This window comes from Minwuia thermotolerans (genome assembly GCF_002924445.1).
GTDB classification, from domain to species: Bacteria; Pseudomonadota; Alphaproteobacteria; order Minwuiales; family Minwuiaceae; genus Minwuia; species Minwuia thermotolerans.
The window spans coordinates 74,052-100,141 of sequence record NZ_PIGG01000015.1; the positions used below are offsets into that span (position 1 = coordinate 74,052).

The window sequence follows — 26,090 nt, forward strand, 5'->3', positions numbered from 1 at the left end:
GAACCACGGGGATCGAAGCAGATGGAAACGATAATTGGCGGCGCCGACAGCGGCGCGGCACCCGCGGCCGGCGATCTGATCAAGGACACCGATACCCGCAATTTCATGGCCGACGTCGTCGAGGCGTCGCGCGAACAGCCGGTGCTGGTCGACTTCTGGGCCCCCTGGTGCGGCCCCTGCAAGCAGCTCACGCCCATTCTGGAGAAGGTGGTCCAGCAGGCCGGCGGCAAGGTCAAGCTGGTGAAGATCAACGTCGACGAGAATCAGCAGATCGCCCAGCAGATGCGCATCCAGTCGATCCCGGCGGTGTTCGCGTTCCAGGACGGTCAGCCGGTGGACGGCTTCATGGGCGCCCTGCCGGAGAGCCAGATCCGGGAGTTCATCGATCGCATCGCCGGCGGCATCGGCCCGAGCCCCGCCGAACAGCTCATCGAAGCAGCCAGCGCCGCACGCGAGGAAGGCGACTTCGCTACCGCGGCGCGCGCCTATGCGCAGCTGCTGCAGGAGCAGCCGGAAAGCCCCGAGGGCTTCGCCGGGCTGATCCGCTGCTATGTCGAACTGGGCGAACTGGATGCCGCGCAGGAAGTGCTGGACCAGGTGCCGGTGGCGATTTCCCTCCATGGCGAGATCTCCGGCGCCAAGGCGGCGCTCGACCTGGCGCGCAACACCGGCGACCCGGCGGGATCGGAGGAGGTCGACAGGCTGCAGGCCGAACTGGACGGGAAGCCGTCCGATTCGCAGGTCCGCTACGACCTGGCCGAGGCGCTGCTGTCGGCCGGCCGGCGCGAGGAAGCGGTCGAGCACCTGCTGCACATCTTCGAGCACGACCGCGAGTGGAACGAGGACGCCGCCCGCAAGAAACTGGTGCAGCTGTTCGAGGCCTGGGGTCCGAAGGATCCGCTGACCCGCCCGACGCGGCGCCGGCTGTCGGCGCTGCTGCTCAGTTGAGCCGCCGCCGGTCCTGGCTGGAGCCGCGCCCCGCGGGGCTCTACTGCCATGCCGGCGATTTCTACATCGACCCCGTCCGCCCCGTGGACCGGGCCGTGGTCACCCACGGCCATGCCGACCACGCCCGTCCCGGCAACGGGGCGGTGCTGGCGACGCCGGAGACGCTGGCCATCGCCGAGGCGCGCTACGGCGAACGCGCGGGCCGCAGCCTGCAGCCGCTCCGCCTCGGCGAGACGCTGACCATCGGCGACGCCAGGCTCCGCCTCGCCCCGGCGGGCCATGTCCTGGGCAGCGCCCAGGCGGTGATCGAGCACGGCGGCGAGCGCATCGTCGTCTCCGGCGACTACAAGCGCCGCCGCGATCCCACCTGCGAAGCCTTCGAGGTCGTGCCCTGCGACGTCTTCGTCACCGAGGCGACCTTCGGCCTGCCGGTCTTCCGCCATCCGCCGGACGCGGAGGAGATCGCGAAGCTGCTGGCCTCCATGCAGCGCTTCCCCGAGCGGACGCACCTGCTGGGCGTCTACGCGCTGGGCAAGTGCCAGCGGGTTATCCGCCTGATCCGCGAAGCGGGTTTCGATCAGACCATCTACCTGCACGGCGCGCTGCAGAATCTCTGCAAGCTCTACGAACGCTTCGGCGTCGAGCTGGGTCCGACCGCGCCGGTCGCCGGCCTGCCGCGTTCGGCGCTCAGGGGCAGGCTGGTGCTCTGCCCGCCGTCGGCCATCGCCGACCGCTGGTCGCGGCGCATGGCGGACCCGGTGACCGCCGTCGCCTCCGGCTGGATGCGGGTCCGCGCCCGCGCCAGGCAACGCGGCGCGGAGCTGCCGCTGATCATCTCCGACCATGCCGACTGGGACGAACTGACCCGCACCATCGAAGAGGTCGATGCCCCGGAGATCTGGGTCACGCATGGCCGGGAGGACGCGCTGGTCCACTACGCCCGCTCCATCGGCCGCGACGCCCGCGCGCTGCATCTTGTCGGCCGCGAGGAGGACGAGGAAGCCGCCTGAACCGCGTGCCGACCCCGGGACCGGGGGGCTTGCGGGGTGACAGGCCGGCGGCGATCGCCCACATTCGAACGGAGCTCCAAGGCCGACACAGGAGAGACGCCGTGACCGCCGAACCCGCCCGCCGTCCGTTCCGGCTGCCCGCCCTGCTCGCGGCCGGCCTTGTCGCCGCGGGGCTCGCCGCCGGCGCCGCTGCGCAGGAAGGCGAGCGCCCGCCCGAGCTCGAGGGCGCGGAGATCGCCCTCTACGACCGCTGGTACGATCCCGTCTGCGTCGGTTCGGTGGCGCTGTTCCAGGAGCACGAGCCGATCCGGCCGGGCGACGTGAAGCGGGTCTACGAGGATGCGCTCAGGTCCGCCGCCCCGAACCTGCCGGGGATCGAGTTCGCGCCGGGCTGCCAGCCCGACATGCTGCTGTTCTTCACCGATCATCCGGAGTTCCTGCTGCGCCACCCGGACTGGCGGCCGTTCTTCGAGCGCGTCTGGGCGAGCGCCTCCGGCGGGCGCAGCGCCGAGGATTTCGTGACCTCATGGACGGAAACCGTGGAATCGGGCCAGCTCGTCGACCAGCGGCGCTCCATCGGCCTGGGCCCCGGCGACCGTCCGACGCGCGCGGAAACGGTGTTCTACATCTCGATCGACAATCCCTACGCCATCGAGGGCGTGCGCCCCGAGGCCAAGATCGCCATCGCCCTGGCCTCGGCTTTCCTGCACGTCGAGTTCGCGGCCCAGCCGCCGGGCGACTCGCTCTACGCCACCGACACGATGAAGCGCAACGAGGCGGCGACGGCCATCGCGCGGACGGGCCGGCTTACCGGGACCGACGCGGCGCTGTTCGACTGGCTCTATGCGGGCGGGCGCTGAAGCCGCACGGTAGCCGCGGACATGGAAGCCTTCGCCGAACTGCTCGACCGGCTGAGTCATGTCGGCGCGCGCAACGTCAAGGTCAGGCTGATCGCGGACTACATGCGCCGCACGCCCGACCCGGACCGGGGCGTGGCGCTGGCCGCGCTGGCCGGGGAGCTGAGCCTGAAGACGGTCAAGCCGGCGCTGGTGCGCGAACTGGCCGGCGCGCGCACCGACCCGGAGCTGTTCCGCCTGTCCTACGACTATGTCGGCGACCTGGCCGAGACGGTGGCCCTGCTCTGGCCCGCGCCCGAGACGCCGGCGAACGCCGCGCCGGGCCTGGCCGAGACCGTCGAACGGCTGGAGGCCGCGGCGCGGAAGGACGCCCCGGCGCTGGTCGCCGAGCTGCTGGACCGCCTCGACGCCAATGGCCGCTGGGCGCTGCTGAAGCTGATCACCGGCGGGCTGCGCGTCGGCGTCTCGGCGCGGCTGGCGCGGACGGCGCTGGCCGAGCTGGGCGCGCCCGGTATCGACGAGATCGAGGAGGTCTGGCACGCGCTGGCGCCGCCCTACGGCCCGTTGTTCGACTGGATCGAGGGCCGCGCGCCGAAGCCCGACCTCTCGGAAGCGGTGGTCTTCCGCCCGTTGATGCTCTCGCATGCGCTCGACGACGCCGAGCGCCCGAGGCTCGACCCGGCGGATTTCCGGGCCGAATGGAAATGGGACGGCATCCGCGTCCAGCTCGCGCTGCACGGCGGCGAGCGGCGGCTGTTCTCGCGCACCGGCGACGATATTTCCGCCGCCTTCCCCGACCTGCTGGAGAGCCTGGAAGGCGAGGGCGTGCTGGACGGCGAACTGCTGGTCATGCGCGAAGGCGCCCTCGGGCGCTTCAACGACCTGCAGCAGCGCCTCAACCGCAAGACGGTCACGAAGAAACTGCTGGCCGACTTTCCCGCCGGCGTGCGGCTCTACGACATCCTGTTCGACGGCGCGGAAGACCTCCGCGGCCTCGGCTTCGACGACCGGCGCACGAGACTGGAGGCCTGGGCGCGGGCCAGGCCGCATCCGCGCCTCGACCTCTCGCCCCTCGTGCCCTTCCGCGACCTGGACGAGCTGGAATCCCGGCGCATGGACCCGCCGCATCCGGCGATCGAGGGCGTGATGCTGAAACGCGCCGACAGCCCCTACCGCGCCGGCCGGCCGAAGGGGCTGTGGTACAAGTGGAAGCGCGATCCGATGACCGTCGACTGCGTCCTGCTCTACGCCCAGCGCGGCCACGGCAAGCGCTCCTCGCTCCATTCCGATTTCACCTTCGGCGTCTGGCGCGGCGGCGAGGCGGGCCCGGAGCTGGTACCCGTGGGCAAGGCCTATTTCGGTTTCACCGACGCGGAGCTGGCGGAACTCGACCGCTTCGTGCGCAACCACACGGTGGACCGCTACGGCCCCGTGCGCGCCGTCGAGGCGAAGCTGGTGCTGGAGATCGCCTTCGACGGCATCCACCGCTCGAAGCGCCACAAGTCCGGCGTCGCCATGCGCTTCCCGCGCATCGCCCGTATCCGCTGGGACAAGCCCGCGGCGGAGGCCGACCGCCTGGAGACCCTGGAGGCGCTGATCGGGGAGTGAGTTTCCCTTGGTGTCTTGCCCGCCGCCGAAGGCGCGCGGGCATCGGGGCGACGGAAGGGCGTCGACGTTTGGCTTCGCCCGGTCCCCGAGCGGCCCACGGGCCATCGGGGATGACAGCATCGGACGATCCCCGATCAATTCTCCTCCCCGTGTGACGCATGCACCGTTCCGCCCGGCGCGGCGATATGATACACATGCGAACGAAAATTCATCGGCCGCTGTTTGACTGGGGAGAACGCCAAATGCCGTCGGGTATCCGCGACAAGGTCGCCATTCTGGGGATGGGTTGCTCGAAGTTCGGGGAGCGCTGGGACTGCGACGCCGACGACCTGATCGTCGAAGCCTATGAGGAATGCCTCGCCGACGCCGGCGTCGAGACCAGTCAGATCGAGGCGGCGTGGTTCTCGACCGCGCTGGAGGAGATCCACGTCGGCAAGTCGGCCCTGCCGCTGGCGACGGCGCTGCGCCTGCCCTACATCCCCGTCACCCGGGTCGAGAACTACTGCGCCTCGGGCACCGAGGCCTTCCGCGGCGCGGTCTACGCCGTCGCCTCCGGGGCCGCCGACATCGCGCTGGCCTGCGGCGTCGAGAAGCTCAAGGACACCGGCTATGGCGGCCTGCCGCAGAACATGGCCGGACCCGTCGCCAACATGTACTGGGCCAACGCCTCCGCGCCCGGTTCCTTCGCGCAGCTCGCCTCCGCCTACCGCAAGAAGCATGGCGTCGGGGCCGACGATCTGAAGCGCGCCATGGCCCAGGTGTCGGTCAAGAGCCACGCCAACGGCGCGAAGAACCCCAAGGCCCATCTGCAGAAGGCGGTCGACACCGACACGGTGCTCAACGCGCCGATGGTGGCCGAGCCGCTGGGCCTCTACGACTGCTGCGGCGTCTCCGACGGCGCCGCGGCGGCGATCGTCTGCACCACCGAGATGGCCGAGAAGCTGGGCCGCAAGCGCGCCGAGATGGTTTCGGTCAAGGCGCTGCAGCTCGCCGTCTCCAATGGCCTGGAAGCGAGCTACAACGACTGGGACGGCAGCTATTTCCTGACCACGCGGCACGCGGCGAAGCGCGCCTACCAGGAAGCCGGCATCAAGGACCCCCGCAAGGAAGTCTCGATGTTCGAGTGCCATGACTGCTTCTCGATCACCGAACTGGTGACGGCGGAGGACCTGTTCATCTCGAAGGAGGGCGAGGCCTGGAAGGACTTCCTCGACGGCTTCTTCGACGCCGATGGCGGCGTGCCGGCGCAGATCGACGGCGGCCTGAAGTGCTTCGGCCACCCGATCGGCGCGTCCGGCCTGCGTATGCTCTACGAGATGTACAATCAGCTTCTCGGCCGCGCGGGCGCGAGGCAGCTTGACGATCCGACCATCGGTCTGACACATAATCTGGGCGGGTTTCCGCATCAGAACGTGTCGTCCATCGCGATCGTCGGCCTGCACGGGGCCTGACCGGCGGAGGGGACAGCTGAGGGGCGCGGCCGCGCGGGGGCGGCCGGTTCCACCCGCGAACTGTACGATCAACCGCTCCCGAAGAAGCGTTCGGTACTCTGAGGAGTTTGACAACGATGAACGTACGTAACTTCCTCGCCGCGGCGGCGGTGGCCGTTCTGGCCGGGTTCGGCACAGCGCAGGCCGCCAACATGGATCTCTGTCAGCAGTCCCAGAACTGGGACGCGCGGGTCAAGGCCTGCACGGCCCTGATCGAATCCGGCGACTACAAGGGCGTGATGCTGGCGACGCTGTATTCCAGCCGCGGCCACGCCTACAACAAGAAGAAGTACTATCACCTCGCGCTGCCGGATCTGGACGCGGCCACCCGCCACGACCCCGCCAACGGGCTGCACTTTCACCGCCGCGCCGTCGCCCTGATGGAACTGAACCGCTCCGGCGAGGCCCTTGAAGACGTCGAGCGCGCCCTGGAACGCGGCCACGAAACCGACGGCGTCTACCTCTCCCGCGCGGTCGCGCTCTCGCGTCTCGGCCGCACCGACGCGGCGATGAAGGCCTATGAGGTCTCCATGAAGAAGGAGCCCAAGCTGGCCGACAGCTTCTACTGGCGCGGCTGGGAGCTGGCCCGGCTGGGCCGCGACCAGGAGGCGCTGGCCGACTTCAGCAAGGCGATCACGCTGAACCCGACCCATCGCAAGGCCCTGATCAACCGCGCGGGCGCGGCCTGCCGGGCCGGCGAGCCCGAAATCACGGTAAAGGACAATGTCGACCTGATCTCCCGCGGCGTCATCCGCGCGACGGTGGCCCAGAGCTATCTGAAGCGCGCCGGCTACTACAAGGGACCGATCGACGGCGCCTTCGGCCCGGGCTCGCGCGGCGCGCTGAGGGCCTGGGCGGAAGCCGGCTGCCCCTGATTCAACACTGCCGCCCGGACCCCATGCCCGAGCGTTGCCCACCGTGACGTCATCCCCCTCCCTGCCCTCCCCCTTCCCGGAAGGGGGAGCGTGGCCCGCGTCAGCGGGTCGGGAGGGGTGATCCTGAAACAGCCCTGCGCGGGATTTTTACTTGTGCACTCCGTGTCCTGGGTGGCGCTTGGCGCCGCCGATCCGGGACCTGGTTCCGACGACGCGGGCGCTATTCGCGGAAGCGGTAGACCGAGAGCACGTGGCTGAGGCCGCCGCCGGACTCGCCGTCGCCATAGGGCAGCATCAGCATCTCGGCGTCGGCCAGGGTCTCGCCGTCGTCGGCGTAGACGATGTCGACCAGCACCGGCCGGGGGCGCTGCACGACGTCGAAATAGACCGGCGCCAGCACGCGGGCCACGCGGCGCGTCGCCGACAGCTCCCCGATGCCGTGGCTGGTCGGGTCGAAGTCGCCATTGCTGGCGATGAAGCCGCCGCCGGCGATGCGGTGGATCAGGTCGTCGCCCTCGCGCTTCAGCAGCAGCACGCTGTCCAGCAGCCGGCCCAGCCGCGCCGGATCCAGCGTCCGCCGGTCCGGCAGCGGTCCGCCGCCCGCGCGCCACATCTCGATGGCCGGCCGGAAATGGCCGTCTGCGCGCGCCAGGGCGTCCTCGCCCTCGGCCAGTACGGTGACGTATCGGCTGCTGTGCTCCGGCAGTTCCACGACGGGATAGCTCCTTCGCCCTGTCGCATTGTTGCGGAATCGGGACGGCTGGCAATAGTCGGTTGAGAAGTCGAACAACCCGTTAACGGATGCGGCCCAGCAGATCGAGCAGCCGCGCCCGCTCCTCCGCCGACAGCCGGCACAGCATGCGGCCTTCGTGTTCGGCAATGGCGCGGCGCACCTCGCCCACCCGTTCGGCCCCGCGCGGGCTGAGATGCAGCTCGTGGGAACGGCGGTCCCGCGGGGAGGGGCGGCGCTGCACCAGCCCCGCTTCCTGGAGGCGGTCCAGCACGCCGACGATGGTCGAACGGTCGACGTCCAGCGCCCGGGCCAGGGCCGACTGGCTGAGCCCTTCGTTGTTGGCGATCAGCTCCAGCACCCCGAACTGTCCGGGGGTGATCCCCAGCCGGCCGACGCTGTCCGCGAAATCCTTGAACACGGCGATCTGAGCCTGACGCAGATTGTAGCCTACGAGCGAGGGCAGGATGCCCCGGTTCAATTCCTGACGCTTGATCATGAACGCACCTTGAACGATATTGTTGGGTAACCAAACAATAATTCCCGGGGAGCGTCCGTGGCCTTCGCCGTCCGCATCGCCAATGTCGAGAAGACCATCGACGTGGACATGGGGGAAACCATTCTCCAGGCCGCGCTTCGTCACGGCATCGCCTATCCGTGCGGCTGCCAGTCCGGGAACTGCGGCGCCTGCAAGTCGGCGCTGGCTTCGGGCGAGGTCGAGATGTCGCCCTTCTCCGAATACGCCCTGACCGGCGCCGAACAGCGCCAGGGTCTGATTCTGGCCTGCCGGGCCGTGCCCTGGTCCGACGCCGAGGTTACCTGGCAGGATCAGGACGAGACCGTGGCCCATCCGCTGCGCAAGCTGGACTGCGCCGTCGAGAGCGTCGAGCCCCTGACCCACGACACCGCGCGGGTCCGGCTGGAGATCCTGGCCGGCGGGCCGTTCGACTTTTCCGCCGGGCAGTACGCCTCGGTCCGCTTCGAGGGCGGCTGGCCGGCGCGCGACTATTCCATGGCCAACAGCCCCGACGAGCCGGGGCCGGAATTCCACATCCGCGATTCGGGCGAGGGCGGGGTCAGCAGCTTCGTCCGCCGCGACCTCCGGCCCGGCCACCGGGTCCGCGTCGAGGGCCCGCTCGGCGTCTCGTATCTGCGCGAGAAACACAACGGCCCGATCGTGGCGGTGGCCGGCGGCTCCGGCCTCGCGCCGATCCGCGCCATCGTCAGGCGCGCGGTCGATGCCGGGCTGCCTCAGCCGATCCGCGTCTTCGTCGGCGTCCGCGACGAACGCGACGTCTACATGGAAGACGAACTGAAGGCGCTGGCCGGGACGCACGGGGACATGTCGGTGACTTTCGCCCTGTCGGAGCCGTCCGGCCCGACGGCGCGGCGCACGGGGATGATGATGGACGTGCTGCGCGCCGACCTGATGCGGCAATTCCCGCTGGACGGCTGGAAGGCCTATCTGGCCGGCCCGCCGGTCATGGTGGAAAGCTCGGTCGAGGCGCTCGCCGACATGGGTCTGGCGAAGGCCGACTGCCACGCCGACGCCTTCTACAGCGCCGGCGAACTGGCCGAACAGGAAAGGAAGCGGGCATGAGCGCAAGCCTGGAGGGACGCGTCGCCATCGTCACCGGCGGCGGCCGGGGCATCGGCCTCGCCATCGCACGGGGCCTCGCCGAAGCGGGCGCGAAGGTGCTGATCGCCGATCATGGCGGCGGCATCGCGGGCGAGGGCGGCGATCCGGACGTGGCCCGCCGGGCCGCGGGCGAACTGGGGGCCGATGCAGCCGCATTCACCGAATCCATCGCCAGCCCGGGCGCGGCGCGGCATGCCGTCGGCATGGCCGTGGACCGCTTCGGCGGTCTCGACATCGTCGTCAACAACGCCGCGATCCTGCGCGACGCCTTCATCTTCAAGGCCGATCCGGCGGACTGGGAAGCGGTGATCCGCACCAATCTGTCGGCCGCCTTCTACCTGATCAACGCCGCCGCGCCGATCATGCGCGAGAACGCGAAGACCGGCCGGGGCGGGGGCGAAAGCTATGACCGCGGCCGCATCGTCAACATCGTCTCCACCGCCGGGCTCTACGGCAATTTCGGCCAGTCGCCCTACGCCTCGGCCAAGGCCGGGCTGGTCGGCCTGACCCGCGTCGCGGCGATGGACCTGGCCCGCTCCGGCATCACCGCCAACGCGCTCGCGCCCTTCGCCCGCACCCGGGTCACCGACATCATCCAGCCCGCCAACGAAGCCCAGGCGTCCTACAAGGCGCGCGCGCTGAAACTCGACCCGAAGCACGTCGCGACCGCCGTGACCTGGCTCTGCGGCCCGGCGGCGCAGCAGGTCACGGGGCAGCTTTTCGGCGTGCGCGGGCGCGAGATCTTCCTGTTCAGCCAGCCCCGGCCCGTCGCCCGGCTGGTGCAGGAGGACGCCGACTGGACGCCCGAAAGCCTGGCCGAGGCGGCGGCCGCGTTCGAAAGCGACTACACGCCCCTCGAAACCGATCTCGAGGCGTTCAATACCGAGCCCTTCGTCTGATGCCGGCGGCTCCGGATCGCTTCCGCAACCTTTGCCGTCACCCCCGCCCTGTGCGGGGGTCCGGACGGCCGTTCCGGCCACGCCGCGACGAAGGATGTTTCGACGCAAACCGGATGCCCGCACAAGGCGGGCATGACATCTCCGTGGAGGACTGAGCCATGACCGAGATCCCGCAGGTCAAGACCGCGGCCGAGCTGAAGGGGCTCGACCCGGAATATGTCGAGGCGCTGGAGAAGATCGTCATCTCCCACGCCGTCAACGAGCTGCACGGCGCGCGCGTCTTCGACGAGCCCGCCATCGCGCTGGCGCCCACGCCCTACGCCAAGTGGCTCACCTGCCGGGTGGCCATGGAGGAGTACGGCCATCACGTCCGCTTCCGCGAACTGGGCGAGGAAATGGGTATCGAATCGGCGCGCATGGTGCCCGAAAGCGGCAAGCGGCCGCTCTCGATCTTCGAATTCCCGCTGGAAACCTGGGCCGAGTTCTGCGTCATCAAGCTGCTGGCCGATCTGGCGGAGATCATCCAGGTCGAGGATCTGGCCATGTGCTCCTTCCATCCGCTGCGCAATCTCGCCCGCATGACCATGCCGGAGGAGCGCTTTCACGCCCAGTTCGGCAAGGACTTCACGAAGGAAATGCTGGAGACGGAAGAAGGCCGGACGGCCATCCAGGACGCGGTGAACCGCTATTATCCCTATCTGCCCGCCTTCTTCGGCCGGCCGAAATCGAAGAACAACGAGATCTTCCGCAAATGGGGCATCAAGCAGCGCACCAATGCGGAGATGCGCGACGACTATGTCCGCCGCGCGACGGAAGTCTGCGAGGAGCTGGGCCTGACCCTGCCCGAGGTCGAACTGGCGGCCTGAGCGGCGATTGGCGCGCCGGGGTCCGGGACCCGTCTCAGTAGCCGCGCGCGAGGTCCACTTCGGTCTTCAGCGGCTGGCCGGCCTCCAGGGCCTGGACATTCTCGGCGAACAGGCGGCTGATCCCGCCCATGTAGTCGGGGAAGCCGCCGGCGACATGGGGCGTGATGATCAGGTTCGGCGTCGTCCAGAGCGGGCTGTCGGCCGGCAGCGGCTCCTGCGCGAAGACGTCGAGCGCCGCGCCCGCCAGATGCCCTTCCTCCAGCAGCTTCATCAGCGCCGCCTCGTCGACCTGGCCGCCGCGGCCCAGATTGATGACGTAGCTGCCGGGCTTCATCGCCCGCATCAGCGCCTCGTCGATCAGGTTCTCGGTCTCCGGCACCAGCGGCAGGATGGAGACGACCACGTCGGCATCGGCGACGGCTTCCTTCGTCTGCTCGGCGGGCCAGATCCGCTCGACATGCGCCACCTCCCGCGGGCGGCGCTGGGTGCCCGTGACGCGCATGCCGAGCGCGGCGCATTTTGCGGCCGTCGATTCGCCGATCCGCCCCAGCCCCAGGATGCAGACCGTGGCGCCGCTGGCCGAGCCCGGCATGTACTGCCGCCAGGTGGCGGAACGGTGGCCGGTGACCGCCCAGCAGGCGCGCTTCAGGCACATCAGGATCAGGGTCAGGGCGTATTCGCCCATGGGCTCGGCGGCGAGGCCGGCGGCGTTGCAGACCTTCACGCCCTTGGGCAGGCCGTCCATCGGCACCAGATGGTCGATGCCGGCGCCGAAGCTCTGCACCAGCTTCAGCCGCTTCGCCTTCGCCCAGTGGCCGCGCGGCGGTTTCAGGCACATCAGGTATTCGGCCTCGCCCAGCCCGTCGGCGAACTCGGCTTCACTGTCCAGGGTGACGATCTCGGCCCCGGGAAAGACCGCCTGCAGCGGCTCCACGATACGGTCGTTGAACTTGGAGTAGACATGCACGCGCGACGGCATCAGGCGGCGCTCCTTGCGGCGGGAGCGGCCTGCGCGCCCCGGACCAGCCGCCCGGGCAGGGCGCCCGTCGGCTCGCCGTCGCGCCAGGTCACCTGGCCCGCGACGATGGTCGCGTCATAGCCGCTGGCGCGCTGCATCAGCCGCCGCCCGCCGGCCGGCAGGTCGTAGAGCACTTCCGGGCGGTGCAGGGTCAGCCGCGCATGATCGATGACGTTGAGGTCGGCGCGGTAGCCGGGCCGCAGCAGGCCGCGGTCCAGCAGGCCCACCGCCTCGGCGGTGTCGCGGCACTGCGCCTTGATCACCCATTCCAGGTCCAGCTTCGGTCCGCGCTTCCGGTCGCGGGTCCAGTGGGTCAGCATGGTGGTCGGGAAGCTGCCGTCGCAGATCAGGCCGACATGCGCCCCGCCGTCGCCCAGGCCCGGCACGGTGTTCGGATCGGTCAGCATCTCGAAGCTGGGCTGCAGGTCGCGGCCGGCGAAGTTGAGGAACGGCACGTAGAGCATGCCCCGGCCGTGGTCCGCGGCCATCATCTCATAGGCCAGCGCCGCCGGGTCCACGCCCTGACGCGCCGCCATCGCGCCGATGGAGCGGTCCGGCGCCGGTTCGTAGTCCGGCGGATCGCCCAGCGGGAACATGTTGTCATAGTCGGCCAGCGTGTGGCGGGCGAAGCCGGAGCGTTTCTCCGGCGCGCCGGACAGCAGTTCGCGGCGGAAATCGTCCGTCTGCACCAGCTTCAGCCGCTCCGCCACCGGCAGGGCTGCCGCCCGGTCCCAGGCCGGGAAGTCGCAGAACGGGTTCATGGTCAGCTCGAAGCCGAAGATGATGCCCACGGGCCGGCCGCAGACCTGCGCCCGGATGGGCAGGCCGTCGGCCGCCGCCCGCCCGATCATGTCCAGCGTCGTCCGCCAGGCCTCCGGCGCGCGGGCGTTCTGCGCCAGCGAGACCGAGAGCGGGCGGCCGGACTCGGTGACCATGCGGCGAAAGATCGAGAACTCCTCCTCCCGGTCCTTGAGGTCGGAGACCACCTGCAGCACGCCCCGGCCGGCGGCGCCGAGGCCGTTGGCGATGCCGACAAGCTCGTCCGCTTCGGCGGTCAGCGTCGGCGTCGGCTGGCCGTCGCTGGTGCGGTGGTTGAGCGTCCGCGAGGTGGAGAAGCCGAGCGCCCCGGCCTCCACGCCCTCGCGCGCCAGCCGCGCCATTTCGGCGATGTCTTCCGCCGTCGCCGGCTCCCGGTCGGCGCCGCGCTGGCCCATGACATAGACGCGCAGCGCGCCGTGCGGCACCTGGGCGGCGAAGTCGATGTCGTGGGGGATGGATGCGACCGCATCGAGGTACTCGGGCAGGCTCTCCCAGTTCCAGGGCAGGCCCTCGTCCAGCACCGCGCCGGGAATGTCCTCGACACCCTCCATCAGGCGGATCAGCCGGCCATGGTCCTCGGCCCGGCAGGGCGCGAAGCCGACTCCGCAATTGCCCATCACCGCGGTGGTGACGCCGTGCATGGACGAGGGCGTGAGATGCCGGTCCCAGCTCGCCTGGCCGTCATAGTGGGTGTGGATGTCGACGAAGCCGGGCGTGACGATGCGGCCCTTCGCGTCGATTTCCTCCGCGCCCCTGCCGGCGACGTCGCCGACCGTCGCGATCACGCCGCCGTCGATCGCCACATCGGCTTCGAAGGGCGTCCCGCCCGAGCCGTCGACGACCGTGCCGCCGCGGATGACCAGATCGTGCTTCGCGTCCATGCCAGTCTCCCCTGATCCCAACCAGCGGAGGAGATTAGTGCAGCCGGTCCACACTGCGAAGGGCGATCACCGTCCATCCGCCATGCGCACGGCGGAACTGCCGGGAGTTGCGGTCCGGGCGGTTTGACAACCCCCGCGCGGGCGGCCACGATCCTCCGACGCCCGAGGCAGCGCAAAGCGGCGGCGCGCCCACCCGCCGGAGAGACCCCGATGACGCAGCCGCCGGAACGATTGATCCAGGATCTGGCGCGCGGGCGGCTGACGCGGGAGAGCGCGCCGGAAATCTGGGATGCCCTGCACGGCCCGTCGGCCACGGTCTTTCCCGACACCGCGGACCTGCCCTACCGGCCGCTGGCCGTGGTCCACGAATACTGGAAGGACATGACCCGGATCGACGGCGTGGCCCAGCAGCTCCGCATCGAACCGGAGCGGATCGCCGGCGCGCTGGGCTATGTCATGCTGGTCGACGCGCTGGAGGGCGGGGAGGGGTTCCGCTATGCGCTCTACGGCTCGCGCATCGCCGGCGTGGCGGGATTCGACATGACCGGCCGGCTGGTGACCGAGGTCCCGACCACCCTGCCGACGCGGCTGTTCTTCGTCGCCTGCTACATCGCCGTCCAGCGCCACCACGCGCCAATCTACACCGTCCACCAGGCCCCGGACGACATCATGATCGGCAGCTGGCACCGCCTGATGCTGCCGCTGGGGCAGGGCGCCGAGGTGCGCCGGCTGCTGGTCTGCAACGTCCCCGTGGATCCGCATGGCCGGCCGAAATGACCGCACCCGCGGCATGAACATCGCCCCGCCCCCTGTTCGCCGGCGGCGGTGTGCCCCATAATCAGGGCCAAGAGGCAGCAGTTCGCATCGGGGAGGCGGAAACATGAAATTCGGCATTGGCGACGGCCCGCGGCGGGTCGAGGATCCGGTCCTGGTGCGCGGCCAGGGACGCTATACCGACGACGTGCACGTGGAGGGCGCGCTGAAGGGCCATGTCTTCCGCTCGCCCGTGGCGCACGCGACGATCACGAAGCTGGACGTCGAGGCGGCGCGCAGCGCGCCCGGCGTGGTCGCGGTGCTGACCGGCGAGGAGCTGACGCAGGACGACGTCAAGCCGCTGGCCTGTCTCACCGACATCCGCAACGGCGACGGCTCGAAGCATCCCAAGCCGCCGCGCCACATCCTGGCGAAGGAGAAGGTGCGCCATGTCGGCGAACCGGTCGCCTTCATCGTCGCCGAAACGCTGGCGCAGGCGCGCGACGCCGCCGACCTGATCGAGTTCGACTTCGACGAGCTGCCAGTGGCCACCGGCACCTACGAGGCGACGCTGGACGGCGCGCCGCAGGTCTGGGAGGAGGCGCCGAACAACGTCATCCTGGACTACGAGAAGGGCGACAAGGAGGAAGTCGCAGCCATCTTCGACAAGGCCGCGAAGGTCTCGAAGGTCCGCATCGTCAACAACCGCCTGGTCTGCAACGCCATGGAGCCGCGCGCGGCCGTGGCCGAGGTGAAGCCGGGCGACGGGAAGATCACCCTCTACGTGCCCAGTCAGGGCCCGGCCATGCAGATGCAGCAGCTCTCGGCCATGCTGGGCATCGACATGAAGAACCTCCGGCTGGTCACCGGCCATGTCGGCGGCGGCTTCGGCACCAAGGCGTTCCTCTATCCGGAGGCCTGCCTGACGCTGTGGGCGGCGAAGCGGCTGGGCCGCTCCGTGCGCTGGACCGGCGACCGGGGCGAGATGTTCGTCTCCGACAGCCAGGGCCGCGACCACGTCACCTTCGTGGAGGTGGCGATGGACGAGCAGAACCGCTTCCAGGCGCTCAGGGCGACCACCTATGCGGCGCTGGGCGCCTATCTGGCGAACTTCGCGCCCTTCATCCCGACCGACGCATGCGCCGGCATGTACACCGGGCTCTACAAGATCCCGAAGATGTACCTCAACGTGAAGGGCGTCATGACCAACACCGTGCCGACCGACGCCTATCGCGGCGCGGGCCGGCCGGAGGCCGCCTACATGATCGAGCGGCTGGTGGAGCAGGCGGCGAAGGACGCCGGTATCAGCTCCGACGAGATCCGCCGCATCAACTTCCCCGACGCCGACGAGATGCCCCACACCATGGGACTGGGCGACGTCATCGATTCCGGCGACTTCACCGGCCTGATGGAAGACGCCATGAAGGACGCCGACTGGGCCGGTTTCGCGGAGCGCCGCAAGCAGTCGGAAGCCCGCGGCCGGCTGCGCGGCATCGGCATGGCCACCTATGTCGAGCGCTGCGGCGGCGGCGCCGGGGTTCCGGCGCGCATCAGCTTCGAGGAGAAGGGCAAGGTCCGGATCTATTCCGGCGGCCTCGATTCCGGCCAGGGCCACGCCGTCTCCTACGCCCAGATCCTGTCGCAGAAGCTGGGCATCGACGCCGAGGACATCGAGCTGATCCAGGGCGACACCGACCGCACGCCGCCCGGCTTCACCGGCGGCTCCAAGTCGATCCCCGTGGGCGGCGCCTCGGTGCTGGACGCGGCCGAAGCCGCGCTGGAGAAGGGCCGCAAGGTGGCCGCGAAGATGCTGGAGACGGCCGAGGTCGACATCGAATACGCCGACGGCCGGTTCTCGGTCGCCGGCACCGACCGGGGCATGTCCCTGTACGAGGTCGCCGAGGCGGCGAAGGATCCGGCCAACCTGCCCGAGGGCGTCGAGCCGGGCCTGGACAACGAGCAGAACCACAACAACGAGAAGCCGACCTTCCCCAACGGCTGCCACATCTGCGAGGTCGAGGTCGATCCGCAGACCGGCCAGGTGGAGCTTCTGGACTACACCGTGGTCGACGATTTCGGCGTCACCCTGAACCCGATCCTGCTGGAGGGCCAGGTGCATGGCGGCATCGTCCAGGGCGTCGGCCAGGCCTGGCACGAGCACACGGTCTATGACGAGGAGACCGGCCAGCTGCTCTCCGGCAGCTTCATGGACTACCAGATGCCCCGGGCCGAGGACTTCCCCCCGATCCGCTTCCGCACGCGCAATGTCCGCTGCACGACCAATCCGCTGGGCGTGAAGGGCGCGGGCGAGGCGGGCGCGATCGGCGCGCCGCCGGCCTTCGTCAACGCGGTGCGGAACGCCGTCGACGGCAAGGGCAATCTCGAAGGCCTCGAGATGCCGCTGACGCCCGTGAAGGTCTGGACCGCGCTGCACGGCTGAGGGCGGGCTTTCACGGAAGCGCGCATTCCCCGGCGATCTGTCGAGACATCCCCCCCTCCCTGGCCCCCCTTCCGGGAAGGGGGAGGGTGGCCCGCGTCAGCGGCTCGGGAGGGGGATGTTCTTCAAGGTCGCGGTCCAGAGGCGGCGGGAACCCGAGTCCTGCCCGGCGCGAAGGGCCGGCTTCGCCGGCCCCGGGACGCGGCATTGGAGGATCGATCCGACCGGCGCGCTGCTTGCGGCGGGCAGGACATCGATGAAAGTGCCCGCGCCGTCATTCGTGGGCGCATCGGCGCCGGCCGCTCCATCCCGCGCAACCCGGTTTCAGAGAGCCTTGCCGGTGAAGGTCGTGCGCTCGCTGATCTCGATCATGTTGCCGTCCGGGTCGCGCAGGAAGCCGAAGCGCACCACGTCGCCCAGCTCCCTGAGCGGCGCGCCGATCGACGCGCCCTTGGCTTCGGCCTCCTGAAAGGCCGTCTTCGCATCCATGACCTGGAAGGTGATGTAGCGGAAGCCCGGGCCGCGCCAGTCGGCGTCGTCGATGACCCGGACCTCGCCCGGCTGGATCAGGATGCGGCCCTTGCCGTGGCGGAAGACCTTCGGATCGCCAAGCTGCTCCAGACCGATCACGTCGCGGTAGAAGCGCATGGTCGCTTCCGGGTCGTTGGCGGAAAGCTTGAGCGCATAGCCGTCGATGCCGTCCTTGCCGGCGGGCGCGAGCGTCACCCGGTTGCCGTCCGGGTCGGTCTCAGAATGGGTGCCCGGGCGGCCTTCGACGGCGACGATCAGCTCGGCATAGCCGGTCGGCGGCATGGCCGGCAGGGGGTCGCGGGCATGGTTCATCTTCAGGATCGCGTCGTGGAGATGGTGGCGGTGCTGCTGCACGCCGCCGCCCAGCTTGCCCATGTGGTCGTATGCCAGACCGACGGTCTTCTGCCAGAAGTCGAGCTGGGGCTCGCGGGCGTTGGAGAACAGGCCGATGTCGAAGCCGGCGCGGGCGAATTCCATGATGTCACCTAGTCCGCGTGAAGGTCTCCTCCACATAAGCCATCAGCTTGTCGAGGCAAGCGTCCACCGGCAGCGCCGCGGTGTCGACCGACAGTTCCGGCGCGTCGGGCGCCTCGTAGGGCGCGGAGACGCCGGTGAACTCCTTGATCTCGCCGGCGCGGGCCTTCTGGTAGAGGCCCTTGGGATCGCGCGCTTCGCAGGTGGCGACATCGGCCTGGATGAAGATCTCGTGGAAATCGTGGCCGGCCGCCTGGCGCGCCCGGTCGCGGTCGGAACGGTAGGGCGAGATGAAGGCGGTGATGACGATCAGCCCCGCCCGGGCCATCAGGGCGGCGACCTCGCCGACGCGGCGGATGTTCTCGGCGCGGTCTTCGGGGCTGAAGCCGAGATCGGCGTTGAGGCCGAAACGGACATTGTCGCCGTCCAGCACGTAGACTTGGTAGCCGAGATCGAAGAGCCGCCGTTCGGTGGCGACCGCCAGCGTCGACTTGCCGGCGCCCGACAGGCCGGTGAACCAGAGCACGCCGCCCTTGTGGCCGTTTCGCCGGGCGCGGTCGGCGTCGGTGATGTCGTGCATCACCTGGGTGATGTTGGAGGCGCGCCTGGTGATCATCTGGCGCTGATCGGCATAGCCCTCCATGGAGACGATGCCGCCGCCGGAGATGTCGTAGCCGTCGATCAGCACGAAACGGCCGGTCTTCTGGTTGTCGCGGAACTCGTCGAGCGCCAGCATCTTGCGCGAGCGCACTGTGATCTCGGCGACGGCGTTGCGCTCCACGGTCGCACCGGCGCGCTGGCTGAGGTCGCCGGTGTCGATGACGTTGTCGATCGACTGCACGGTCACCGGCGCCTCGGTGTTGGCCAGCTTCATGCGGTAGGTCTTGCCGGTCTTCAGCGGCTCGCGGCCCAGCCAGAAGACATGGGCGCGGAAGACGTCGGTCTCGATCGGCGGGTGGGACTCGTGGCTGGCGACATGGCCGCGCTCGACGAAGATCTGCTCGTCCAGGGTGATGCCGACGGACTGCCCGGCCGAGGCCTTCATCGGCGGCGCCGGCGCGTTCCAGGCCTCGATGGACTTGACCCGCACGGTCTTGTTGGTGGGGCTGAACAGCAGCGTGTCGCCGACCCTGAGCGTGCCGCTCTCGATACGGCCGGCGATGATGCGCCGGTCGTCGAACTTGTAGACGTCCTGCACGGGGAAGCGCAGCGGCTGATCCGTCGCCGGCGCCGGCACGCGGAAGCCGTCCAGGGCGTCCACCACCGACGGGCCGGGGTACCAGGGCATGCTGGCCGACGGCCCGACGATCAGGTCGCCTTCCCGGCCCGAGACCGGGATGACGTGGTCGGGGCTGACGCCGATGCTCTGCAGATAGCCGCGGATCTCGCGCTCGATGGCGTCGAAGCGGTCCTGCGAATAGCCCACCAGGTCCATCTTGTTGACGCAGACCGTGACCTGCGGCACGCCCATCAGGTGCAGCAGGTAGCCGTGGCGGCGCGACTGTTCCTGCACGCCTTCTTTGGCGTCGATCACCAGGATGGCCGCGTCGGCCGAGGCCGCGCCGGTGATCATGTTCTTGAGGAATTCCTTGTGGCCCGGCGCGTCGATGATGACGTAGTCGCGCCTGGCCGACTTGAACCAGATCTGGGTGGTGTCGATGGTGATGCCCTGATCGCGCTCGGCCTGCAGCGCGTCCAGCAGGAAGGCGTACTCCATCGGCATGCCGCGGCGCTCGCACATGCGGCGGATGGATTCGACCTTGCCCTCGGGCAGGCTGTCGGTGTCGTGGAAGATGCGCCCGACCAGCGTCGACTTGCCGTGGTCGACATGGCCGACGAAGACGATCTTCAGGAAATCGCGGATATTGCCGTTGGTCATCTGACTGTGCCCCTCTCGCCGGCGCCTACATGTACCCGTCGGCGCGCAGGCGCTCGAAGGCGTCCTCGGCCTCGTGGTCCATGGCGCGCCCGGCGCGCTCGGGGATCTTCGTGGTCCGGAGCTCCTCGATGATTTCCTCGATGGTCGTGGCGTTCGAGGCGACGGGGCTGGTGATGTCCTTGTCGCCCAGGCTGCGGTAGCGCTTGCCGTCCTTCGCGAAGTACAGGTCGATGACCGGGATCTTCTCGCGCTGGGTGTAGAGCCAGATATCGACCTCGGTCCAGTGCAGCAGGGGATGGATGCGGATGTGCGTGCCCGGCGGAAACTCGGTGTTGAACTGGTCCCAGAACTCCGGCGGCTGGTCGCGGAAGTTCCACTGCCCGCCTTCGCCGCGGGGGCTGAACACGCGCTCCTTGGCGCGGGTCGCCTCCTCGTCGCGGCGGATGCCGGCGAAGATGCCGTCGAAGGGGTTCTCGGCCAGGAACCGCTTCAGGCCCTCGGTCTTGCGCGCCGCCGAGCGCGCCGCCGGCGGCAGGCTCGGGTCCATCTCCTCGATCGGCGGGCACTCGCCGCGCAGGAAGGTCAGGTCCCACTCCTTCGCGTAACGGTCGCGGAACTCGTACATCTCCGGGAACTTCTTGCCCGTGTCGACGTGCATGACGGGGAAGGGCACGCGGCCGAAGAAGGCCTTGCGGGCCAGCCAGATCATGACGTTGGAATCCTTGCCGAGGGACCAGAGCATGCCGACCCGGTCGAGGCGGTTGAAGGCCTCGCGGAAGATATAGATGCTCTGGCTTTCCAGCCGGTCGAGATGATCCATTCGGGCGGCTCCGTGATCGGGTTCCGTGTTGCGGCGCGGAAGACAGAGACGAGTGCAAGGAGCGTGTCAAGCGCCGGGGCGTTGTCTGCGTCACATAGAAGCCATTTTTTCTGTGGAAAGCCTTTTGAATACCTCCATTTCAACTGTGAAATAGGCTATCATGTCGCCGTTCGGCCCGTTTGCGGGCCCGTGACAGAGGGGGACACGCCGATGATCACTGGAAAACCGCTCGCGGCGATCGGGTTCGCCGCCGCGATGGGCGCCGCCGCAGCATGGGCGGCGGACACGCACTGGAGCTACGCCGGCGCGGACGGCCCGGCGCAATGGGCGGCGCTGTCGGAGAGCTTCGCGGCCTGCGGCGGCGGCGTGCAGCAGTCGCCGGTCGACATCGTCGAACCGGATACGGTCGAGGCGGAACTGGAGGAAATCGAGCTCGCCTGGAACGCCGAGGCGGCCTGGACGGTGCTGAACAACGGCCACACGATTCAGGTCCAGGCGCCGGACGCGGGTTACGCCGTGATCGACGGGGAGCGTTTCGATCTGCTGCAGTTCCACTTCCACAGCCCGTCCGAGCACGCCATCGACGGCGAGCGCTGGCCCATGGAGGTCCATTTCGTCCATGCCGCCGAGGACGGCCGGCTTGCGGTGATCGGGGTGATGATGTCGGGCGGCGGCGCCAACGGCCTGTTCGAGCGGGTGATGGACGCCGCCCCGGCGGCGAAGGGCGAAGCGGCGCTGGGCGCGGCGGACGCGCGGGCGCTGATGCCCGGCGACGACGATTTCTTCCGCTATCAGGGTTCGCTGACGACGCCGCCCTGCTCGGAGATCGTGCTCTGGTCGGTGATGGAGGGTTCGGTCGCGGTGTCCGATGCGGCGATCGCGAAGTTCCGGGATATCCACGCCATGAACGCCCGGCCGCTGCAGCCGCTCAACCGGCGCTACGTGCTGCAGGACTGAATCCCGTGCCGTGCGGCGGAGCCGACGGCCGCCTCAGAACTGGATGCGGGTGCCCAGGAAGATCAGCGCCGCGCGCTGGCTGTCGCTGTCCAGGCTGGAGATGTCCTCCTGGTCCCAGAGCTGGACGCCGCCGACGAGGTTGACCGAGCGCGAGACGTTCCACACGCCGCCCAGCTCCACCGCGTCGGAGATCGCGGTCAGGCGCTGCTGGTCGCCGGAAAGCGAGCGCATGTACTGCATACCGACGCGCCAGTCCTCGCCGCCATAGCTCATCCCCAGCCGGTAATCGCGGACGCCCGCGCCCTCGGCCAGCCGCCATTCACGGGCCATGTCGGCGCCGAAGCTGAAACCGGCATAGTCGATGCGGCCGCCGACGCGCCATTCGCCGCCGCGGCTGTCATCCGGCGCCGCCAGGGCCAGCGGCCCGGACGGCGGTGCGCCCAGCGACAGGCCCTGCGCCTGCAGGCCGGAGATGCCGACGCGGTCGCCGCGCGCATCGCCGACGCTGCCGAAGATCTGATAGCCGACGCCCGCGGCCTGATCGCCGAAGTCGAGGCGGACATCCGGCATATCCTCGGCATGAGCCCGGTCGGCGTCGAGATTGAGGTTGAGCCCGCTGGCGCGCGGCGTCATCGACAGCAGTTCGTCCAGCGTCGCGGCCGCCGGCGCATCCTGCACGGACGCGTCCTTCGCCGGCGCCTGCAGGTTCAGGCGCAGCGTGCCTTCCTGCGCCTGGGCGGCGGCGCCGGCGGCGCACGACAGGCCCAGGCCGATGGCGAGGATATGGCGGTTTGAAAGCGGCATGGCGTATCGAGGATTCCGCGTTGCGTGTTAACAGCAGGTTATTATGGCTGAGCGGGGCGTGAATCAATTGACAATTCCGTGGCCGGAGGGCGTCGCGGCGCAGTTGTGCGCGGCGCGGGGCTCGGATATGAAGGCGCCATGATCCCGTTCGTGACATCCCTTCGGCCGCCTCGCGCGGCCGCCGGCCTGCGCCGGGCGGCGTTCGCCGCCGCGCTCGCCATGGTTGCGTCTGCCTGCGGCGTCTTCGGCGGCGACGACGAAGCGCCGGCCCAGCCTGTTTCGAATCAGACGGTTATCCCACAGCCTTCGAGCGGCGGCGGAGCCGCAGGTTCGGAAGCGGCGCCGGCCAATCCGTTCATGTGGCAGGCGACGCTGGAAACCATCGGCTTCATGCCGATCCTCGAGCTCGACGATCTGGCCGGCGTGATCGAGACCGGATGGTACATTCCGCCCGGCGCACCCACCGAAAGATTCCGCGCCGACGTGGCATTTTCATCACGCGCGCTGCGGGCCGAATCCATGGAACTGACGATGGAGCGCCAGGAACTGGACGACGCCGGCAACTGGCGCGAGGTGCCGGTCTCGCCGGCGGTGCCGACCAACCTGGTGGATTCGATCCTGGCCCGCGCCCTGGTGCTGCGCCAGGAGTCCGGCAGTCTCTGAAGCCCCCGTCCGGGGCGCCCATCCCTTCCGCTTCTTCAGTTCCCGAACGCATGACCGAGATCAACGAGAGATACAATCCCGCCGAGGTCGAGCCGCGCTGGCAGGCCGCTTGGGAGAACGGCCAGTGCTTCCGCGCCGCGACCGACACGTCGCGCGAGAAGTATTACGTGCTGGAGATGTTTCCCTATCCGTCGGGGCGCATCCACATGGGCCATGTGCGCAACTACACGCTGGGCGACGTGGTCGCACGCTACAAGCGCGCCCGCGGCTTCAACGTGCTTCACCCCATGGGCTGGGACGCCTTCGGCCTGCCGGCGGAGAACGCCGCGCGCGACCAGAAGGTGCATCCCGCGGAATGGACCTATCAGAACATCGCCAACATGAAGGCGGAGCTGAAGTCCATGGGCCTCAGCCTGGACTGGTCCAGGGAATTCGCCACCTGCGACGCGGACTATTACCGCCACCAGCAGAAGCTGTTCCTGGACTTCCTGAAGCAGGATCTGGTCTATCGCCGGGAAAGCTGGGTCAACTGGGATCCGGTCGACCACACCGTGCTGGCCAACGAGCAGGTGATCGACGGCAAGGGCTGGCGCTCGGGTGCGCCGGTGGAGAAGCGCCGGCTGACCCAGTGGTTCTTCCGCATCACCCGCTACGCCGAGGATCTGCTGGCCGAACTGTCGAACCTGGAGCGCTGGCCGGACCGCGTCCGCGCCATGCAGACCCAGTGGATCGGCCGGTCGGAGGGTCTGCGCATGACCTTCGATTTCGCGGGCGGCGGCCCGGCGGAAGGCCTCACGGTCTACACCACCCGCCCCGACACCATCTTCGGCGCCAGCTTCATGGCGGTCGCCGCCGAGCATCCGCTGGCGCAGCAGGCGGCGGCGGCGAACGCCGAGGCGGCCGCCTTCGTCGAGGAATGCCGGCGCATGGGCACCTCCGAGGAGGAGCTGGAGCGCGCCGAGAAGCGCGGCTTCGACACGGGCCTGCGGGTCCGGCACCCCTTCGTCGAGGGCCAGACCCTGCCGGTCTACATCGCCAACTTCATCCTGATGGACTACGGCACCGGCGCGATCTTCGGCTGTCCGGCCCATGACCAGCGCGACCTGGATTTCGCGCGCAAATACGGCCTGCCCGTGATCCCCGTCGTCTGCCCCCCGGACGCCGATCCGGCGGATTTCGAGGTCGGCAACACGGCCTTCACCGGCGAAGGGCGGCTGATCAATTCGGATTTCCTGGACGGCCTGGGCATCGAGGAAGGCAAGGACGCCGTCGCCAGCCGGATGGAACAGGCCGGCCGCGGGGAACGCACGGTCAACTTCCGCCTGCGCGACTGGGGCCTCAGCCGCCAGCGCTACTGGGGCTGCCCGATCCCGGTGATCCACTGCCCGTCCTGCGGCGTCGTGCCGGCGCCGGCGGAGCAGCTTCCCGTCGAGCTGCCCATGGACGTGACCTTCGACAAGCCCGGCAACGCGCTGGACCGCCACCCGACCTGGAAGCACGTCGCCTGCCCCGCCTGCGGCGCGGACGCCGAACGCGAAACCGACACGATGGACACCTTCGTCGATTCGTCGTGGTACTTCGCGCGCTTCGCCAGCGCCGACGCCGGGACCGAGCCCGTGCGCCGCGCCGACGCCGACTACTGGCTGCCGGTCGATCAGTATATCGGCGGCATCGAGCACGCGATCCTGCACCTGCTCTATTCCCGCTTCTTCATGCGCGGCATGACCGCGACCGGTCATACGGATCTGTCCGAGCCCTTTGCGGGCCTGTTCACGCAGGGCATGGTCGTGCACCGGACCTACCGCGCGGCGGACGGGCGCTGGCTCTATCCCTCCGAGGTGGAGAAGGGCGCCGACGGCGCCTGGCGGCATGTGGAAACCGGCGAGCCGGTGACCGAGGGCGCACTGGAGAAGATGAGCAAGTCGCGCAACAACACCGTCGACCCGGGCGCCATCATCGACCGCTTCGGCGCCGATACCGCACGCTGGTTCATGCTCTCCGACAGCCCGCCCGACCGCGATCTGGAATGGTCGGACGAGGGCGCCAACGGCGCCTGGCGCTTCCTGCAGCGGGTCTGGCGGCTGGTCCGCGCCGCCGCCGCCGGCGACGCCGGGGCGCCGGACCCCGGTCACGACCTCGTCCGCGCCGCGCACCGCGCCATCGACGGCTTCACCGGCGATCTGGAGAAGTTCCATTTCAACCGCGGCGTCGCCCGCGTCCACGAACTGGCCAACGAGATCGAGAAGACCGGCGGCGACAGCCCGGCCGACCGGGCCGCTCGGCGCTTCGCCGTGGAAACCATCGTGCGGCTGATGGCGCCCATGACCCCGCACCTGGCCGAAGAATGCTGGTCGGCGTTGGGTCATGACGGCATGATCGTCGACGCGCCCTGGCCCGAGGCGGATCCGGCCCTGGTGCGCCAGGAGACCGTCGCCATCGCCGTTCAGGTGAAGGGGAGGAAGCGCGCGGTGATCAACATGGCCCGCGACGCCGATCCGGCCGAGGTGGAAGCCGCGGCGCTGGCCGAGCCGAACGTGCAGCGCGCCATGGAGGGCAGGACCGTGCGCAAGGTGGTGGTGGTGCCGAACCGGATCGTCAATGTCGTCGTCTGAGCGCCGCATCGCCCGGCGGGGTGCCCTCGCCGCCCTGGCGCTCGGCGCGCTGGCGCTGGCGGGCTGCGGATTCCAGCCGGTCTATGCGCCCGGCGGCGCAGGCGATGTGCGCGGCCCGCTCTCCCGCCTCGAGGTGCAGGAGCAGAAGGGCAACGCCGCCTTCGCCACCCGCAACGCCCTGCTCGACGCCCTCGGCGCGCCGGACAAGCCCGCCGACCCGGAACATTTTCTCCGTCTCGAGGTGCTGGAAGATCGCGAAAGCGCCGGCATCCAGGCCGACGAGACCGTCTCGCGCATCAATGTCAGCCTGACCGGTCACTGGTGGCTGCTCGCCGCCGACCGGGAGAGCGTGCTGGACAGCGGTTCCGAGCGCCGCACGGTCTCCTACAACGTCGTCGATGACGAGTACGCCACGCTGATCGCGGGCCGCGAGGCCTCGGAACAGGCGGGCCGGCTGGTCGGCCAGGCCATCCGCACGCGGCTGCTCTTCCACTTCACCCGCAACTGAGAGCGGCGCCCC

22 protein-coding genes and 1 pseudogene are annotated in these 26,090 nt (G+C 69.6%); 15 read left to right on the top strand and 8 right to left on the bottom strand.

The window, feature by feature from the left end; all coding sequences use genetic code 11:
- Positions 1-21: 21 nt before the first annotated feature.
- From trxA to CWC60_RS03555, 6 genes are all read left to right on the top strand, one after another.
- Positions 22-948: a thioredoxin gene (gene trxA, locus CWC60_RS03530; protein ID WP_109792626.1), complete on the top strand. Its 927-nt coding sequence runs from the start codon at positions 22-24 to the stop codon at positions 946-948.
- Complete coding sequence (locus tag CWC60_RS03535) at positions 945-1,958, top strand: ligase-associated DNA damage response exonuclease (protein ID WP_206419750.1); 1,014 nt, start codon at positions 945-947, stop codon at positions 1,956-1,958. Before trxA ends, CWC60_RS03535 begins: the two co-directional genes overlap by 4 nt.
- A 101-nt stretch (positions 1,959-2,059) precedes the next feature.
- Positions 2,060-2,818: a hypothetical protein gene (locus tag CWC60_RS03540; RefSeq protein ID WP_109792627.1), complete on the top strand. Its 759-nt coding sequence runs from the start codon at positions 2,060-2,062 to the stop codon at positions 2,816-2,818.
- Positions 2,819-2,839: 21 nt separating this feature from the next.
- On the top strand, positions 2,840-4,423 hold the full coding sequence (locus CWC60_RS03545) for a cisplatin damage response ATP-dependent DNA ligase (protein WP_109792628.1): 1,584 nt from the start codon (positions 2,840-2,842) through the stop codon (positions 4,421-4,423).
- A 242-nt stretch (positions 4,424-4,665) separates the two neighbouring features.
- Complete coding sequence (locus CWC60_RS03550) at positions 4,666-5,874, top strand: acetyl-CoA acetyltransferase (protein WP_109792629.1); 1,209 nt, start codon at positions 4,666-4,668, stop codon at positions 5,872-5,874.
- 116 nt (positions 5,875-5,990) lie between these two features.
- Positions 5,991-6,788, top strand: a complete 798-nt coding sequence (locus CWC60_RS03555) for a tetratricopeptide repeat protein (RefSeq protein WP_109792630.1) — start codon at positions 5,991-5,993, stop codon at positions 6,786-6,788.
- A 220-nt stretch (positions 6,789-7,008) separates the two neighbouring features.
- On the opposite strand, the gene CWC60_RS03560 is transcribed toward CWC60_RS03555, so the two are convergent.
- Together CWC60_RS03560 and CWC60_RS03565 are read right to left on the bottom strand one after the other, a co-directional pair.
- Positions 7,009-7,500 (bottom strand): PAS domain-containing protein, encoded by a 492-nt coding sequence (locus CWC60_RS03560; protein WP_109792631.1) that lies wholly within the window; start codon positions 7,498-7,500, stop codon positions 7,009-7,011.
- Positions 7,501-7,582: 82 nt separating this feature from the next.
- Positions 7,583-8,017, bottom strand: coding sequence for a MarR family winged helix-turn-helix transcriptional regulator (locus tag CWC60_RS03565; protein ID WP_109792632.1), 435 nt, complete (start codon positions 8,015-8,017; stop codon positions 7,583-7,585).
- Positions 8,018-8,074: 57 nt separating this feature from the next.
- Here CWC60_RS03565 and CWC60_RS03570 point away from each other — a divergent pair, with 57 nt between their 5' ends.
- From CWC60_RS03570 to CWC60_RS03580, 3 genes are all read left to right on the top strand, one after another.
- Positions 8,075-9,118, top strand: coding sequence for a 2Fe-2S iron-sulfur cluster-binding protein (locus CWC60_RS03570; RefSeq protein ID WP_206419751.1), 1,044 nt, complete (start codon positions 8,075-8,077; stop codon positions 9,116-9,118).
- Positions 9,115-10,056 (top strand): SDR family NAD(P)-dependent oxidoreductase, encoded by a 942-nt coding sequence (locus CWC60_RS03575; RefSeq protein WP_109792633.1) that lies wholly within the window; start codon positions 9,115-9,117, stop codon positions 10,054-10,056. Before CWC60_RS03570 ends, CWC60_RS03575 begins: the two co-directional genes overlap by 4 nt.
- 158 nt (positions 10,057-10,214) lie before the next feature.
- Positions 10,215-10,922 (top strand): Phenylacetic acid catabolic protein, encoded by a 708-nt coding sequence (locus CWC60_RS03580; protein WP_109792634.1) that lies wholly within the window; start codon positions 10,215-10,217, stop codon positions 10,920-10,922.
- 34 nt (positions 10,923-10,956) lie between these two features.
- Here CWC60_RS03580 and CWC60_RS03585 read toward each other — a convergent pair whose 3' ends face one another.
- Positions 10,957-11,901, bottom strand: coding sequence for a D-2-hydroxyacid dehydrogenase (locus CWC60_RS03585; RefSeq protein ID WP_109792635.1), 945 nt, complete (start codon positions 11,899-11,901; stop codon positions 10,957-10,959).
- Complete coding sequence (locus CWC60_RS03590; RefSeq protein WP_109792636.1) at positions 11,901-13,640, bottom strand: N-acyl-D-amino-acid deacylase family protein; 1,740 nt, start codon at positions 13,638-13,640, stop codon at positions 11,901-11,903. Before CWC60_RS03590 ends, CWC60_RS03585 begins: the two co-directional genes overlap by 1 nt.
- A 210-nt stretch (positions 13,641-13,850) precedes the next feature.
- On the opposite strand from CWC60_RS03590, the gene CWC60_RS03595 reads away from it, so the two are divergent.
- Positions 13,851-14,417 carry a PAS domain-containing protein gene (locus CWC60_RS03595; RefSeq protein WP_109792637.1) on the top strand — a complete coding sequence of 189 codons (567 nt, stop codon included), beginning with the start codon at positions 13,851-13,853 and terminating at the stop codon, positions 14,415-14,417.
- 103 nt (positions 14,418-14,520) lie between these two features.
- The gene (locus tag CWC60_RS03600; RefSeq protein WP_109792638.1) at positions 14,521-16,833 is read left to right on the top strand and encodes a xanthine dehydrogenase family protein molybdopterin-binding subunit; all 2,313 of its coding nucleotides are present in this window, start codon (positions 14,521-14,523) and stop codon (positions 16,831-16,833) included.
- A gap of 321 nt (positions 16,834-17,154) precedes the next feature.
- On the opposite strand, the gene CWC60_RS03605 is transcribed toward CWC60_RS03600, so the two are convergent.
- Genes CWC60_RS03605 through cysD form a run of 3 tightly spaced genes read right to left on the bottom strand, consistent with a single transcriptional unit; the run spans position 17,155 to position 20,534 of the window.
- Positions 17,155-17,838: a VOC family protein gene (locus CWC60_RS03605; RefSeq protein ID WP_164516343.1), complete on the bottom strand. Its 684-nt coding sequence runs from the start codon at positions 17,836-17,838 to the stop codon at positions 17,155-17,157.
- 4 nt (positions 17,839-17,842) lie between these two features.
- On the bottom strand, positions 17,843-19,714 hold the full coding sequence (cysC, locus tag CWC60_RS03610; protein ID WP_109792640.1) for an adenylyl-sulfate kinase: 1,872 nt from the start codon (positions 19,712-19,714) through the stop codon (positions 17,843-17,845).
- Positions 19,715-19,739: 25 nt separating this feature from the next.
- Positions 19,740-20,534, bottom strand: a complete 795-nt coding sequence (cysD, locus tag CWC60_RS03615; RefSeq protein WP_109792641.1) for a sulfate adenylyltransferase subunit CysD — start codon at positions 20,532-20,534, stop codon at positions 19,740-19,742.
- A 210-nt stretch (positions 20,535-20,744) separates the two neighbouring features.
- Here cysD and CWC60_RS03620 point away from each other — a divergent pair, with 210 nt between their 5' ends.
- Positions 20,745-21,491: a carbonic anhydrase gene (locus CWC60_RS03620; RefSeq protein ID WP_164516344.1), complete on the top strand. Its 747-nt coding sequence runs from the start codon at positions 20,745-20,747 to the stop codon at positions 21,489-21,491.
- 129 nt (positions 21,492-21,620) lie between these two features.
- Here the strand turns inward: CWC60_RS03620 and CWC60_RS03625 are convergent.
- Positions 21,621-22,295: pseudogene (locus CWC60_RS03625) on the bottom strand (hypothetical protein); the annotation flags it as partial.
- Between the two features lie 105 nt (positions 22,296-22,400).
- Between CWC60_RS03625 and CWC60_RS03630 the strand changes: the two are divergent.
- From CWC60_RS03630 to CWC60_RS03640, 3 genes are read left to right on the top strand one after another with little or no spacing between them, the layout of a single operon-like run.
- Positions 22,401-22,958, top strand: a complete 558-nt coding sequence (locus tag CWC60_RS03630; RefSeq protein WP_109792644.1) for a DUF3576 domain-containing protein — start codon at positions 22,401-22,403, stop codon at positions 22,956-22,958.
- 50 nt (positions 22,959-23,008) lie between these two features.
- A complete protein-coding gene (gene leuS / locus CWC60_RS03635) occupies positions 23,009-25,570 on the top strand; it encodes a leucine--tRNA ligase (protein WP_109792645.1) in 2,562 nt (853 codons plus the stop codon).
- A complete protein-coding gene (locus CWC60_RS03640) occupies positions 25,557-26,078 on the top strand; it encodes a hypothetical protein (RefSeq protein ID WP_109792646.1) in 522 nt (173 codons plus the stop codon). The genes leuS and CWC60_RS03640 overlap by 14 nt, the downstream gene beginning before the upstream one ends.
- Positions 26,079-26,090 lie beyond the last annotated feature (12 nt).

Excerpts from the sequence above, each read along its gene's own strand:
- CWC60_RS03600 (WP_109792638.1), top strand. The coding sequence starts at position 14,521 with ATGAAATTCGGCATTGGCGACGGCCCGCGGCGGGTCGAGGATCCGGTC.
- CWC60_RS03575 (WP_109792633.1), top strand. The coding sequence starts at position 9,115 with ATGAGCGCAAGCCTGGAGGGACGCGTCGCCATCGTCACCGGCGGCGGC.
- CWC60_RS03550 (WP_109792629.1), top strand. The coding sequence starts at position 4,666 with ATGCCGTCGGGTATCCGCGACAAGGTCGCCATTCTGGGGATGGGTTGC.
- cysC (WP_109792640.1), bottom strand. The coding sequence starts at position 19,714 with ATGACCAACGGCAATATCCGCGATTTCCTGAAGATCGTCTTCGTCGGC.
- CWC60_RS03565 (WP_109792632.1), bottom strand. The coding sequence starts at position 8,017 with ATGATCAAGCGTCAGGAATTGAACCGGGGCATCCTGCCCTCGCTCGTA.
- leuS (WP_109792645.1), top strand. The coding sequence starts at position 23,009 with ATGACCGAGATCAACGAGAGATACAATCCCGCCGAGGTCGAGCCGCGC.
- CWC60_RS03595 (WP_109792637.1), top strand. The coding sequence starts at position 13,851 with ATGACGCAGCCGCCGGAACGATTGATCCAGGATCTGGCGCGCGGGCGG.
- CWC60_RS03585 (WP_109792635.1), bottom strand. The coding sequence starts at position 11,901 with ATGCCGTCGCGCGTGCATGTCTACTCCAAGTTCAACGACCGTATCGTG.
- trxA (WP_109792626.1), top strand. The coding sequence starts at position 22 with ATGGAAACGATAATTGGCGGCGCCGACAGCGGCGCGGCACCCGCGGCC.
- CWC60_RS03640 (WP_109792646.1), top strand. The coding sequence starts at position 25,557 with ATGTCGTCGTCTGAGCGCCGCATCGCCCGGCGGGGTGCCCTCGCCGCC.
- CWC60_RS03580 (WP_109792634.1), top strand. The coding sequence starts at position 10,215 with ATGACCGAGATCCCGCAGGTCAAGACCGCGGCCGAGCTGAAGGGGCTC.
- CWC60_RS03590 (WP_109792636.1), bottom strand. The coding sequence starts at position 13,640 with ATGGACGCGAAGCACGATCTGGTCATCCGCGGCGGCACGGTCGTCGAC.
- CWC60_RS03555 (WP_109792630.1), top strand. The coding sequence starts at position 5,991 with ATGAACGTACGTAACTTCCTCGCCGCGGCGGCGGTGGCCGTTCTGGCC.
- cysD (WP_109792641.1), bottom strand. The coding sequence starts at position 20,534 with ATGGATCATCTCGACCGGCTGGAAAGCCAGAGCATCTATATCTTCCGC.
- CWC60_RS03545 (WP_109792628.1), top strand. The coding sequence starts at position 2,840 with ATGGAAGCCTTCGCCGAACTGCTCGACCGGCTGAGTCATGTCGGCGCG.
- CWC60_RS03620 (WP_164516344.1), top strand. The coding sequence starts at position 20,745 with ATGATCACTGGAAAACCGCTCGCGGCGATCGGGTTCGCCGCCGCGATG.
- CWC60_RS03605 (WP_164516343.1), bottom strand. The coding sequence starts at position 17,838 with ATGGAATTCGCCCGCGCCGGCTTCGACATCGGCCTGTTCTCCAACGCC.